We start from the raw sequence: 14,207 nt of genomic DNA, 5'->3' as shown, positions 1-14,207 counted from the left end.
ACTTGGCGAATGAGGCTGATGATATTAGATAGGTTTTATGACACGCAATCAATGCCTGAATAATCAAAATCATAAGGATATGCTGCCAGACCAATTTAAGCGTTGGTTTTTTAAAAAGTGCTGGCAACCACGTCCTCATCAATTGGCACTCCTCAAACGTTCTCAAGAAAAAAAATCCACACTTTTAATTGCTCCGACAGGTTCTGGAAAAACGCTTGCTGGATTTTTACCTTCTTTAGTCGATCTTGCCAAAAATTACGAGAAAAAAGGGCTGCATACGCTTTATATTTCCCCATTAAAAGCTTTGGCGAAAGATATAGAACGTAATCTTAAAATTCCAATAGAAGAAATAGGTCTGTCAATAAACATTGAAACGCGCACAGGCGATACTCCTGCCCATAAAAGACGCAGACAAAAAATGATGCCCCCCGATATTTTATTGACAACACCAGAACAAGTTTCACTTCTTTTATCATCATCAACTGCAAAACTTTTTTTTAAAAATCTCGATACAATTATTCTTGATGAGGTGCATGCTCTTGTCCCTTCAAAACGAGGACATCTTTTAAGTTTAGCGCTTGCGCGCTTACATAAAATACAACCGAGATTAAAAATTATAGGACTGTCGGCAACTGTTTCAAATCCAGATTCATTGCGTCGTTTTCTTGTGGCACAAAATAAGACACGCCCCATGGCGGGGCTTATCATTGCAGATGAACACATAAAGCCAAATATAACGCTTTTGCAAACTCATAAAACAATTCCTTGGGCTGGGCATTCAGCACGTTATGCCTCAAATGAGATTTTAATGGCCATTGAAAACGCGCAAACCGCACTGTTATTTGTAAACACACGATCACAAGCAGAAATGCTTTTTCAAGAGCTTTGGCGCTTTAATGAAAAAAATTTACCTATTGCCCTTCATCATGGGTCATTGGATGTTGGGCAAAGACGTAAAGTAGAAGAGGCTATGGCACAAAACTTATTACGCGCAGTCATTGCAACTTCCACGCTTGATCTAGGAATTGATTGGGGCAATGTTGATCTTGTTATTCATATTGGAGCCCCTAAAGGTGCTAGTAGGTTGGCGCAACGCATTGGACGTGCGAACCACCGCATGGATGAACCAAGCAATGCTATTTTAGTTCCCGCCAATTGTTTTGAAGTTCTTGAGTGTCAAGCAGCCCTCAATGCAAACTATATTGGAGCGCAAGATAGCCCTCAAATGAATAACGGCGCCATTGATGTTCTTGCTCAACATATTTTAGGAATGGCTTGTGCAGAGCCTTTTTCAGCCGATGCACTGTTTGAGGAAATAAAACAAGCAGAACCTTATTACGATCTCGAACGCACTCTTTTTGATGAAATTTTAAATTTTGTTGCAACGGGAGGATATGCATTAAAAGTTTATGATCACTATGCAAAAATACGCCAAAATGAAAAAGGATTATGGCGCGTAAGCAGTGCAAAGATTGCTCAACGCTACCGTTTAAATATTGGTACAATCATCGATGCCCAAGAATTAAACATTCGCCTCATAACTTCAAAAAAACAAAAAAACAATCGTAGAGGGCAAATTCTAGGACGCATTGAAGAAAGTTTTGTTGAAACTTTAACCCAGGGGGACACCTTTATTTTTGGTGGCCGTGTTCTTAGTTTTGAAACAATTCATGAAAATGAATGCTATGTCAGACTATCGCATACATTAGAAGCCCGTGTTCCTGCTTATTTAGGTGGGAAATTACCACTTTCCACTTATCTTGCAACGCATATACGCGAAATTTTGGCAGATCCAAAACAATGGATATCCCTACCCCAACAAGTACAAGACTGGCTTAATGCGCAACAAAAAGTTTCTCTCCTTCCAAAGCCAGATCAATTGCTTATTGAAACATGGAAAGAAAATAATCGTTCCTTTCTTATAGCCTATCCCTTTGAAGGACGACTGGCACATCAAACACTTGGCATGCTCCTCACTCGCAGATTGGAACGCAGTGGCTTCATGCCTATCGGTTTTATTGCAACCGATTATTCAATTGGTTTATGGACATTAGGTGATATTGATGAAAACATTAAAAACGGCAATCTTGCTCTTTCGCAACTTTTCAATGAAGATATATTAGGTGATGATCTTGAAGAATGGCTTGAAGAAAGTGCTCTTTTAAAACGCTCATTTCGTAATTGTGCAATGATCGCAGGGTTGAGTGAAAAGAAAATACTGGGAAAACAAAAAACAGCGCGCCAAATAACCATATCAACCGATCTTATTTTTGACGTTTTACGTCGTTATGAAAACGATCATATTCTTCTAAAAGCGACACGTCAGGATGCAGCTTATGGGCTCTTAGATATAAAGCGTTTAGTAGAAATGTTGGCACGTATTAAACATCATATTGTTCACCAAAGCGTTAAAAAAATGTCTCCTCTTGCACTTCCTATCATGTTAGAAATTGGTAAGGAAATGGTTTCTGGCAGCGCGCGTGAACATCTTCTTATGAAAGAAACAGAAAAAATAATTGCCGAAATATGTCCAAATGGCATGTATGAACGACATAAAATATGAAACTTATGAAACGTCTTTCTATTTTTTTTAATGGTGCTGAATTAATTTTCGATCATAGTGGTGCGCTTTATTGGCACGATCAGCGTTTATTGGTTGTTTCAGATTTGCATTTGGAAAAATCTTCATCTTGTGCCAAACGTGGTCAATTCCTTCCCCCTTATGATACTACTTTAACATTAAAGGCACTTCAAAGCGCCATTTGCGACTATCAACCGCGAACCATTCTATCATTAGGAGACAGTTTTCATGATAATCATGCAGTCAGACGCTTATCGCTCGACAATAAAAAAATTATTGATGAAATCAGTACACGCCATTCTCTCATATGGATAAAAGGAAATCATGATGATCAACAAATCGACATAAAGGGAGAATGGTGTGAGCATAAAACAATTGCTGGCCTCACTTTTCGCCATCAACCATCAAAAAATCCTATAAATGGTGAAATCGCGGGCCATTTGCATCCAGCTTTTTCGATTAAACGTTGTGGTGTTACCATTCGGCGGTTTTGTTTTGTTACAGACAAAAAAAGAATGATCATGCCCGCCTTTGGTGCCTATACTGGTGGTTTGGATTTAAGGCATAAAGCCTTTGAAAATCTTTTTGACCCTTTATCATTGCGTACTTATCTTTTAAGCCAAGGATTTATCTACCCTGTTCAAAATCCGTTGATTTGATCTTGCCTATCTTGACCTATAATGCGATGTAAGAAACCAATGCGCATTCTGAAAATAGGTAATTTATATTAAGGGGCACGTCCATTGATTATCGTCACTTTCCTTTTGTTCATTCTTACTCTTCTCTGCCTTTTAATCCATATATTTAGCCTTATAATCGTTTTTAGCCGACGTTTTTTCAACAGAAAGAAAACGTCATATGATAGTCAAAATCAATCAATCACAATTTTACGGCCAGTTTCTGGTTTGGAAAACAATTTGGAACGGACACTGGAATCAGCTTTTTTACTTAATCATCCTCAATATGAAATTATTTTTTGTGTTTCCAAAGATACAGATCCTGTTATCCCCTTAGTTAAAACACTTATGACACGCTATCCCAATATCAAATCGTCATTATTAATTGGTGAGGATGTTATAAGTAAAAATCCAAAGTTGAATAATCTTGTAAAAGGTTGGAAAGCAGCACATTATCGCTGGATTGTAATGAGTGATAGCAATGTGCTTATGCCCAAAAACTATTTCAATCAAATATTTGCGCGTTGGATCGATAAAACAGGCCTCGTTGTCTCTCCCCCATTAGGTACTGAACCACAAAATTTTGCCGCTGATCTTGAAGCTGCGTTTTTAAATTCCTACCAAGCACGTTGGCAACTTACGTCCGATTCCATTGGTCATGGTTTTGCTCAAGGAAAAACGCTTTTTTGGTGCCGTGATGTTCTTGATCGTGCTGGTGGTATTAACGCCTTGAGTTGTGAACTTGCTGAAGATGCCGCTGCCACAAAAATCGTTCGTGATCAGGGTCTTAAAGTGCGCTTGACAGCCATGCCATTTGGGCAACCGCTTGGTAAACGACAGTTAAGATCCGTATGGAATCGTCAATTGCGTTGGGCAAAACTTCGGCGTGATTCTTTTCCTGCTTTTTTTTATCTTGAAATTTTATCAGGCTTTGTCTTCCCAGCGATATGCCTGTTTTTTGCCTGTTTATTGTCCTCAACATCTTTCATGCTGCTTTTATGGTTTTTTATCGGCTGGTATATGTGTGAATTTCTTGTAACATTTTTAGTGGGATGGCCGTTTTCTTTACGCCAAGCTTTAGCACAACTAACGCGAGATATGCTTTTACCACTATTATGGCTTTTGGCCTTTTCTCCAAAAGGCTACCAATGGCAGGGACATAAAGTTGATATAAAAAAATGAGGTATTTTTATAAGCTCTAATCTTTGCGGAAAACCAGACGACCTATGAAGCCTGTTAAAATTGCTATGAGAACGGCAAATGTTCCATACCAGAAACTATGAACATGCGCGGCACGAAATATTGTAAAGGCAATATGGGCTTTTTCGATTTCTAATTCTGTAGTTACCATTTGAATAAATTGACCATCGCGAAACAAATATGCGTGTACTTTGTGTTGTCCAACAGGAACATTTGCAGGAAGACGAAAATGTGCTGTAAACAGTGATGATGAACCAAAAGTAACAGCTCCAATATTTTCATTATATAAATTTTGTGAATTTTTGAGCATTATCAATTCATCACGAAAAACACGAAATTTTTCATCATCCGCATCATAAGCTCGCAAAGGTAGATAAGAAAGCCCTAAACCTAAACGGCGATATGTCTCAGGACTTGCCATATCACGCTTTTCCCGCGTTGTTGCCATCGAATAAAAAAGAGGAACATTAACAAATGTCATGGAATCCGCGTTCACCCAAAGGCCAGCTTTGCGTTTTTTTTGTCGTATGACCATAGAGCGGATTGGTCCTTCCATAACAACAATCACATCATAGCGTCCCTGAAGACGTAATTGCGGATCAGCATTTTCTAATACACCAGCAATATAAAGATCACGACCTGCAAAATTTGTATCAATATCGATCGTGCTGGTGGTGACGATAATTTGGATATTTTCACGAGGCAATATCGTTTCAGCCTCTTGTGCATAAACATGAATGATCATGCTCAAAAATCCTAAAACGAACGAAAAAAGATAGAGGCTGATTTTCATCATCATCCACCAATCAACGTTATGGAAAACAAATCACTTGGACGCACAAAAAGCTGATAAGCAAGGCGCGCACAAACAGCCAGTACTAACAAAGCAAGCAGCATGCGCAATTGCTCTGCTCTTAATTTACGCCCAGCGCGTGTTCCATATTGCGCACCAATAACACCGCCAACCATTAATAAAAACGCTAAAACAACATCAACTGATTGATTGGTCATACTTTGTAAAACAGTCGTAAAAGCCGTGACAAACGTAATTTGAAAGAGCGATGTACCAACAACCACATTTGTTGGCACACGCAAAAGATAAATCAAAGCAGGGACCATGATGAAACCACCACCAACCCCCATAATGGAAGAAAGAAGCCCTATAATAAAACCAATGGCTAAGACAGGAATTATACTTACGTAAATCATGGATGCACGAAAACGTAATTTTAGTGGCAAACGGTGAATCCAATTATGTTGACCAGGACGACGAATATTCACTTGCCGTCCGCTACGTGTGCGCATAATAGCACGCCAGCTTTCAACAGCCATAAGACCGCCAACACCGCCAAGAAGGATAACATAAAGAAGTGAAATAATGAGATCAAGCTGCCCCAATTGGCGTAATAAAGCAAATAACTGTATGCCAAAAAATGACCCAATCAAGCCACCAATGACTAATAATATGCCAAGTTTTATATCCAAACTACGACGCTTAAAATGACTGAGCGCACCCGTCACCGATGAGGCGATAACTTGATTGGCGCCAGTTCCAACAGCAATAGCGGGCGGTATATTATAAAATATCAGCAAGGGTGTAATTAAAAAACCACCCCCGACACCAAAAAGACCGGACAAAAACCCGACACCTGCCCCCATGCTGATAATAACCAGCATATTGAGCGACATTTCAGCGATTGGTAAATAGATACTCACCCTCATTCACCCGTCAAATCAAATGGAAGAGTTTAATAACAATAAAATTGAACTATCAGCGATCACCTCATTTTAGCAATCCCATCAATGCATAATGAGACGACAAAATGCATAAAAACTGAAATTCTTTTATTATTTTTATTAAACGTTATTTTAAAGCAACAGTTTTTTTCAAAAGATAGTGTTTTATTTTTAAAAGATTTTTCATATGAAATCTTATTTCTAAAAATAGCTTAGAATAAATCTCAATAACTCGAAAAATTTAAGCTTTACTGACAGATAAACTTATCAAATATTTAATGATAAAAGAGATATACCTTTCATCTTAATGAAATTGAATATAAAGACCGTAACACACAGCAATGATTAACGCGATAGCGCTCATGCGCGTTATAGATTTTGCGACAACTGCGCCTTCTTGTTGCTGATCGTGTGTTTTTTCACTCGCATTATTTTGTGTAATGTGATCCTTAGTATTTTTTTTAAAATTCAAATTGTCGTGAAAACACTGAGCCATAATAGGTTTAGAGCGTTTGACTGCCTCTTTTAACTCTTGAGAAGACTTGTCTAACGTTTGAGAAAAATCGTCTTTTTTAAATTTATTTATAAAAGTGGTATCCAGCTTTTTAAAACAATCTGCTTGTTGTACATTATCGGACATATTGCCAAATGGAGGCTCTACCTTAGAAGAAGGAAAAGCATTGTCTTGCAAAAGCGTTTTTAAAACACTTGGTCGTGCTTGTGAACATTGCCCAATTTTTTTCGATTGAGCGGCAAGTTTTTCCATTCGAAAAGCATCATTCCTTGCAGCTTTGTCTTCATTGTTATTTAACACATGCTCATCATCAAGTTTTTCCTGTATCAGATGAATTTGGCTTTCTAATGCTGCCAATTGCGGTGAATAACGTGAGACGGCTGTCACTTCACGTAATTGTCGTAAAACTTCTTCATTGGATTTTTGTAATTTTAAAGTTTGTTTGTGTTCATGTTCTTCCAAATTTTTACTAAATTTTTCATACAAATTGCGCCCCACTTCTCTCATTTGAGCTTCAATATTGACGTGCGTGGGAACATCTTTTTTAGCAATCTGTTTTAAAATATCTTCAATCTTAACCAGACGCTGTTCGAAGTCTTTTTGCTGTTGTTTTCTGGCACGATATTGTGCAATTAATGCATAGCTGATCGCGTTCAAATGTTCAGTCATTTGTCTTTTTTCGTCCTGATACGAAAAAAAAGCCTGCGTTTTTTCAGTAGGTAAAGACTGTTTTTTCATATGATCGTGAACATGACGCAACCGCGCAGCTATTTCCGACAAAGTCACTTCTTGCGCTTGTCCATGACGATGCCCATGGAGGGAGGAATTGTCCATACGCTTTTTATCGTCCCGTGCCTTAGATTCTTTTAAAAGACGATGCATACTCACTCTACCAACCTTTTATACAAAAGCGCACAATAATATTTTAAATATGCCATCAGCCGCCACTATGAGGCATTTTAACGGATGGAAAAACAACCCAAGACCAAATCGTCTTTATACGGATAACTTTAACCAATATTTTTATTTAAGCTGATTTTAGTAAATATTAATTTAACAACGTTGTCACTGTTGATAAAACAAGGGCATAAATAATCGCGCAATCAATCTTTAAATGACGCAAGAATTTGCAAGGATTACCAATTGACCTTATATGCATCTCCTCTTAATCTGTTATTGATGAAAATGAAATGATTGTAAAAGGCATCCGATGAAAGTATTGGTAGGCATCAAGCGTGTTGTAGATTACAATATCAAAATACGCGTCAAACAAGACCAAAGCGGCGTTGAATTGGACAATGTAAAAATGTCCATGAACCCCTTTGACGAAATCGCTCTTGAAGAAGCTGTACGACAAAAAGAAGCAGGCAAGATAGAAGAAATCATTGCTGTTTCCATTGGTCCTCAAGCCGCACAAGAAACATTAAGGACAGCCTTAGCAATGGGGGCTGACAGAGCAATTCTTATAAAAAGCGATGAGGTGAATGAACCTTTATGCATCGCCAAAGCCCTTAAAAAAATTGTTGAGAAAGAACACGTCAATATGGTTTTCTTAGGCAAGCAAGCCATTGATGATGACTGCAATCAAACCGCCCAAATGTTAGCAGCATTACTGAATTGGAGTCAGGGAACATTTGCCTCTCATCTAAAGTTGGAGTCACAAAGTGCCGAAATTACTCGTGAAATAGATGGCGGCCTGCAAACATTATCTGTGAAACTTCCTGCTGTCATGAGCGTTGATCTTCGATTGAATGAACCACGATATGCTTCACTGCCAAACATTATGAAAGCAAAACGAAAACCAATTGAAGAGATGGAGCTTGCCCAATTGGGTATTGATACGTCACGCCGTCTCGAAGTTCTTAAAGTTGAAAAACCAAGTCCCCGTAAAGCAGGACAAAAGGTTCAAACAGTTGATGAGCTTGTAGACCATCTTAAAGCAGCGCATCTTCTTTAACACTTCTGAATAGGTAAAGCAGGGAAATATATACTATGGCGATCTTGTTATTGGCCGAACATGACAATCATTCATTATCGGAACAAACGGCAAAAGCACTGAGTGCTGCTCATGAAATTGATGATGATATAGATATTCTTGTTTGCGGATATAAAGCACAAGGGGTTGCTACTAGTGCGGCGCGTTTGCGTGGCGTACGTACCGTATTTTTGGCCGAAGCTGACTATCTTGAGCATCAGTTGGCCGAAGCCGTCAGTGCAACAATTCTGACTTTCGGTAAGGCCTATGATACGTTTATGGCTGCCGCAACGGCCAACGGCAAAAACATATTGCCAAGAGTTGCTGCTCAACTTGATGTAATGCAAATTTCAGATATTATTGGTATACAGTCAAAAGATACATTTATGCGACCAATTTATGCTGGCAATGCTATTGAGACCGTTCGATCAAAGGATACAAAAAAAGTTATTACTGTACGCAGTTCTGCTTTTCTTGCCATGGGCGAAGGTGGTAGCGCAAAAATTGAAACAATAGAACCTGCTTCTGATCCACAATTAACGACGTTTTTAAATGAAACACGCGAAATCAATGAACGCCCTGAATTAACTTCAGCACGTATCATTGTTTCTGGAGGGCGTGCTTTTGCTTCACAAGAACAATTTATGTCGCTCTTGGTTCCTCTCGCAAAACAGCTTAATGCTGCAATCGGTGCAAGCCGTGCGGCCGTAGATGCAGGCTATGCACCTAATGATTGGCAAGTCGGACAAACAGGTAAAATTGTTGCCCCCGAACTCTATTTTGCACTTGGGATTTCTGGTGCCATACAACATCTTGCGGGTATGAGTGATTCAAAAATAATTATTGCCATTAATAAAGATCGTGAGGCGCCCATCATGCAAATAGCCGACTATGCATTAGAAGGCGATATTTTTGAACTTATTCCGCTTTTACAGAAGGCACTGTCGCAATGAGCAATCAAATGCCTCAACCACGTGAAAGCATGGATTTTGATGTGCTCATTGTTGGAGGTGGGCCTGCTGGTCTTTCAGCATCAATTAGATTAAAACAACTTAATCCTGATTTATCTGTTGTCGTGCTTGAAAAAGGCGCCGAAATTGGTGCGCATATTTTATCTGGTGCGGTTATCGATCCTATTGGCATGGATACACTGATGCCCGACTGGCGAAATCATCAAGACCATCCGTTTAAAACTGCAGTGCGTGAAGAATGGTTTTTGAAGCTTAGCGAAAAAAAAGCCAGGCGTTTGTCTCATGTGTTAATGCCCAAAATGCTTTCAAACCATGGATGTTATATTGTTTCTCTTGGCAATGTTTGTCGTTTTCTAGCTCATCATGCAGAAAATCTAGGTGTTGAAATTTACCCTGGATTTGCTGCGGTTGAACCTTTGTTTGACAAAAATGACACATTGGTCGGTGTTGCAACAGGTGATATGGGAATCCAAAAAGACGGCAGCCATGGCCCTAACTATATGCGCGGAATAGAATTACGCGGAAAATATCTTCTTATCGGTGAAGGTGCTCGTGGCTCTCTTGCTAAAAAAATTATACAAAAATATCATCTTAATGCCGACTGTGAACCACAAAAATATGGCATTGGCATTAAAGAACTTTGGCAAATTGATGCAAAAAACCATCGCCCGGGTTTTATTCAACATACATCAGGTTGGCCGCTTGACAATGAAACAGGGGGAGGATCCTTTCTTTATCATTTAGAAGACAATCAAGTCGCCACTGGCTTTGTTATGCATCTTGATTATAAAAACCCTTACCTCTCAGCCTTTGAAGAATTTCAACGTTTTAAAACGCATCCTGCCATTTGTAAAACCTTTGAAGGCGGACGACGTATTTCTTATGGAGCACGCGCAATTACTGAAGGAGGATATCAATCCGTTCCTAAGCTTAGTTTTCCAGGTGGGGCATTGATTGGTTGTTCGGCAGGATTTGTCAATGTGCCACGCATTAAAGGGGCCCATAACGCAATTTTATCAGGATATTATGCAGCAAACCATTTGGCTCAAGCATTGAGTGAAGGACGACAAAATGATGAAGTCCGCGAAATAGAAACTCAATGGCGTAAAAGTTTAATTGGCAAAGACCTTTATAAAGTGCGCAATGCAAAACCGCTATGGTCAAAATATGGCACCCGGCTTGGTTTGCCGCTGGCTGGTTTTGATCTTTGGTGTCAGTCACTGTTAAGATTTTCTTTTTTTGGAACAGTCAAACATCGTTATGCAGATTATGAATGTTTGCAACCGGCTGCAAAATTTAAGCCAATGGAGTATCCAAAACCTGACAATCACATTACCTTTGATATTCTGAGCTCTGTTTATCTTTCCAATACACATCATAACGAAAATGAACCATGCCATTTAAAAATTGGTTCTTTTGACATGCAAAAACAATCAGAACTCACCACTTATGCGGGTCCATCAACGCGCTATTGCCCTGCTGGCGTTTATGAATGGGTAAAAAATGGCGACACAGAAAGCTATATCATCAACGCTCAAAATTGCGTCCATTGCAAAACATGCGACATTAAAGATCCAAATCAAAATATTGAGTGGACATGTCCACAAGGCGGTGAAGGACCAGTTTACCCGAATATGTAAAACATTATGTTGTCAATCATCTTGACAACTTTATATTCAATCATAATGTTTTCATTCTTTTCGAACACTTTTCCTACAAACATCGATTATATCATAGCATTTAAAGTGTGACGAACATATATATGCAAGTGTCTATGAACAAATAAGAGCTTTAAAAATAATCTAAAGCCTGATGGCTGCACGAAAGAAATAAAACTAAATATACGACACGCCTTCAGTCTAACTTCAGTGCAACACATGTTAATCAGGTGATGGTTCTTTTATTAAATATTTATAAAAAATAAATATTAAAAACACGCCAAATATGATTTGAAATAAAGGCAAGGTATTGGCAGAACTATAGGCAAGGACAAGTCCACCAAAACCACCTGCAACGGCAATTGCAAGATTAAAAAATGTTACAAATCCTGACTGAGCAATGTCAATATCGCGTTTGGCTCTATCTGCAAGATATTTGTTTAAAATTGTTGGTATTCCACCAAAGGAAATTCCCCAAATGATTGTTGCAAAATAAACGACATATTCATAACTTGAAAATAGATAAAAAACGACATTTGAGATGAAAAACAAGCTCACAAAAATATAGCTTAAAGCTTTCAAATGCTTGTCAATATAAGCACTTAATATAACAATACCGATAATTGAGAAAATGCCAAAAAGCGCCAAAACAAAATCAATTCTGTTTATGATCCCTGAAATATTTAAATAATCCGATATATAAATATAAAGAATATTGTGTGATACAACGATGAGCCAAGTGGCAAACAATACAATAAGTATTTTAAATTTTAAAATGACTTTTAAAATTGGTATTTGTTCTGTTTTAGTTTGTCCTGGTATATTCGGCAATGCAATTATTGCCCATAAAATAACAATAAAAGCAACGATAGAAATTAAGAAAAACAAATGTTGCCATGGCCAAAAGCGAACAAAATATGAAGCAAGCGGAACACCGATCGCAAGTGCAATCGGTTGGCCAATGGCCACAATCGCAATAACACGTCCATGTTTTTCTGGTGGTGTTATTCTGATCGCATAACCATTCAAAATACCCCATGCAGTACCAGCTGAGACTCCTGAAAGAAATCGTTCAATCAAAACCAAATTGAAATTGGATGTAAATGCAACAGCAATATTTGTTATAAAAAATCCTAGTAAAGCTGCCAATAAAAGTACTTTACGATTAAGGTGACGTGTTGAGGCAATAATAGGAATTACAGAAATACAAGCACCGACGGCGTAAAATGTTACAATTTGTCCTGTAATTTCCGATGGAATATTAAATGTAGAACTTATTTCAGGCAACATGCCAACTGGCATTGTTTCTGTCATAATTGCAATAAATGCAGTAAGCGATAATGGAATGATTTTAAATAATGATATCTGGTTATTTTGCATCTTTTTCTTCTAAATGATTAGAATCAGCTTTTAAGCAATATAAAGCCAAATGATTAAATTTTTAAAAAAACTTTTAAAATAATTGTTGATTAAAAAATCGGTTTTTAGATTCAATTTAATAAACGTAACATTGGTTGCTTTTAGCGTGATCACGGCGAACTGTTATTATATGAAAACTTTCTCTGTCATTCATGAACAGAAGAAACTTTCATGAAAATCTAAACGGATATAGAACCACTTATCTCTTCAACAAACAATATTGGCACTCACACCTTGCGCTTTGTTACATGAAAAAATGCTTATTCATTGCAATAGCGAAAATTGACCCCCGATTGGTAGAAAAATAGCTTATTTATTGGTCTATTTATTTTCAAATTTATGCGATACAACTCTTCATTAAGTTTTGCATATATCCTCGTCATCTTCGCAATCAAATTCTTTTAACATCAGCTCATACATATATTCAAGACGTTCTTCAAGGTTAATAATCTCTTCAGACTCTTCATAAAAAGTTTTTTGATTTTCTTTGAATATTATTTTTTTCTTATCGGATCGAAGTGCCATAAGTAAATCATCCTCTTCGGCATATTCAAACGGAAGACAACGTATATGTTTAGAAATCTGCTGTGCTTTTTGCAGCATAAAACTATCCTTGAGAAGATAAAACATAATCTCAGCTTGTAAAATGTCCTCATCCTCAAAATTGAACTCTTTCCATAGAAATATCTTCGATGCCTTTGATAGATAGTCAATTTCAGTTATAAAAATACCTAGTTCTTCAGCTTGTTTCTGTACGATTTCATAGATAGGATTTACAATATTTGAGACGACTTCGCCGATAAATTTACAATGCTCAATAGAATTATATGCTGTCGCATCCACGTCAGGATATAATTCATCTTTAAAATGTTTTTGAATAAATTTCGTAAGCTTAATGGGTTCAGAATTGGTATTGAATACTGGTTCAAAATTAAAGCGGTTATAGCGATCGGATTTATAAAATTCAGTAAGAATGGAGATAAATTCTTTTTCACGATTCAAAAATTTGATATTACACGTATTTTCCAAACACTTAACAAGTTTTTCGTGTGAATGCGTCTTCAAACCTTTTTCAAACTTTTTTGTATCACCAAAAGGATCATGCTCAGACAAAATAATAGCCACTTTTAAAAGTCGCTCATAACCAACAGCCAGTGGATAAAAGAACTCGAAAACGTCCACCTCGCTAGAGAAATTTTCCATCACATGAAAGGCTTACAGCCCATTAAATAAAAACGCTCCAGATATATCAAGTTCAATTCCTAGATCAAAATTTTTCCAGTATTTGTCAGACTTCATATCTACTTCCTTTTATATTTACGTTAGAATTTATCAAATATATTAGCTAAATTGTGCAATGAATGTCGAAACTGTTTTAAGCATTAATCAACGATCTTATTGTACTAAACCACAATCAAGATCGACATATTCTTTATCTATTTATGCCTCATTATAGATATTTTAGATATAAGATT

General features: G+C 37.5%; 11 protein-coding genes. 6 read left to right on the top strand and 5 right to left on the bottom strand.

What is annotated here, in order from left to right; all coding sequences use genetic code 11:
- Positions 1 to 37: 37 nt before the first annotated feature.
- The 3 genes from ME5_RS03620 (at position 38) to ME5_RS03610 (ending at position 4,440) form a co-directional block, all read left to right on the top strand.
- Positions 38 to 2,563 carry a ligase-associated DNA damage response DEXH box helicase gene (locus tag ME5_RS03620; RefSeq protein WP_008038503.1) on the top strand — a complete coding sequence of 842 codons (2,526 nt, stop codon included), beginning with the start codon at positions 38 to 40 and terminating at the stop codon, positions 2,561 to 2,563.
- Positions 2,560 to 3,240 carry a ligase-associated DNA damage response endonuclease PdeM gene (pdeM, locus tag ME5_RS03615; RefSeq protein ID WP_008038501.1) on the top strand — a complete coding sequence of 227 codons (681 nt, stop codon included), beginning with the start codon at positions 2,560 to 2,562 and terminating at the stop codon, positions 3,238 to 3,240. The genes ME5_RS03620 and pdeM overlap by 4 nt, the downstream gene beginning before the upstream one ends.
- 258 nt (positions 3,241 to 3,498) lie before the next feature.
- On the top strand, positions 3,499 to 4,440 hold the full coding sequence (locus tag ME5_RS03610) for a glycosyltransferase (protein ID WP_245256482.1): 942 nt from the start codon (positions 3,499 to 3,501) through the stop codon (positions 4,438 to 4,440).
- A gap of 16 nt (positions 4,441 to 4,456) precedes the next feature.
- Here the strand turns inward: ME5_RS03610 and ME5_RS03605 are convergent, their stop codons facing one another.
- The 3 genes from ME5_RS03605 to ME5_RS03595 form a co-directional block, all read right to left on the bottom strand.
- Positions 4,457 to 5,203 (bottom strand): TIGR02186 family protein, encoded by a 747-nt coding sequence (locus ME5_RS03605; RefSeq protein WP_008038498.1) that lies wholly within the window; start codon positions 5,201 to 5,203, stop codon positions 4,457 to 4,459.
- Between the two features lie 50 nt (positions 5,204 to 5,253).
- Positions 5,254 to 6,174: a sulfite exporter TauE/SafE family protein gene (locus ME5_RS03600; RefSeq protein WP_035000321.1), complete on the bottom strand. Its 921-nt coding sequence runs from the start codon at positions 6,172 to 6,174 to the stop codon at positions 5,254 to 5,256.
- Positions 6,175 to 6,499: 325 nt separating this feature from the next.
- Positions 6,500 to 7,591 carry a hypothetical protein gene (locus ME5_RS03595; protein ID WP_008038496.1) on the bottom strand — a complete coding sequence of 364 codons (1,092 nt, stop codon included), beginning with the start codon at positions 7,589 to 7,591 and terminating at the stop codon, positions 6,500 to 6,502.
- A gap of 328 nt (positions 7,592 to 7,919) precedes the next feature.
- Here ME5_RS03595 and ME5_RS03590 point away from each other — a divergent pair, with 328 nt between their 5' ends.
- Genes ME5_RS03590 through ME5_RS03580 form a run of 3 tightly spaced genes read left to right on the top strand, consistent with a single transcriptional unit; the run spans position 7,920 to position 11,295 of the window.
- Entirely contained in the window at positions 7,920 to 8,666 is a 747-nt protein-coding gene (locus ME5_RS03590; protein WP_008038495.1) for an electron transfer flavoprotein subunit beta/FixA family protein, read from the top strand.
- 35 nt (positions 8,667 to 8,701) lie between these two features.
- Positions 8,702 to 9,637 (top strand): electron transfer flavoprotein subunit alpha/FixB family protein, encoded by a 936-nt coding sequence (locus ME5_RS03585; RefSeq protein ID WP_008038494.1) that lies wholly within the window; start codon positions 8,702 to 8,704, stop codon positions 9,635 to 9,637.
- Positions 9,634 to 11,295 (top strand): electron transfer flavoprotein-ubiquinone oxidoreductase, encoded by a 1,662-nt coding sequence (locus ME5_RS03580; RefSeq protein WP_008038492.1) that lies wholly within the window; start codon positions 9,634 to 9,636, stop codon positions 11,293 to 11,295. Before ME5_RS03585 ends, ME5_RS03580 begins: the two co-directional genes overlap by 4 nt.
- 240 nt (positions 11,296 to 11,535) lie before the next feature.
- Here ME5_RS03580 and ME5_RS03575 read toward each other — a convergent pair whose 3' ends face one another.
- Together ME5_RS03575 and ME5_RS03570 are read right to left on the bottom strand one after the other, a co-directional pair.
- Complete coding sequence (locus ME5_RS03575) at positions 11,536 to 12,693, bottom strand: MFS transporter (RefSeq protein WP_008038491.1); 1,158 nt, start codon at positions 12,691 to 12,693, stop codon at positions 11,536 to 11,538.
- A 396-nt stretch (positions 12,694 to 13,089) separates the two neighbouring features.
- Complete coding sequence (locus ME5_RS03570; protein ID WP_008038490.1) at positions 13,090 to 13,935, bottom strand: hypothetical protein; 846 nt, start codon at positions 13,933 to 13,935, stop codon at positions 13,090 to 13,092.
- Positions 13,936 to 14,207 lie beyond the last annotated feature (272 nt).

Source organism: Bartonella tamiae Th239 (assembly GCF_000278275.1).
In the GTDB taxonomy this organism is placed as follows: Bacteria; Pseudomonadota; Alphaproteobacteria; order Rhizobiales; family Rhizobiaceae; genus Bartonella; species Bartonella tamiae.
Note: the sequence above shows the minus strand (reverse complement) of the source record. Positions and strands in the feature narration are given on the sequence as shown.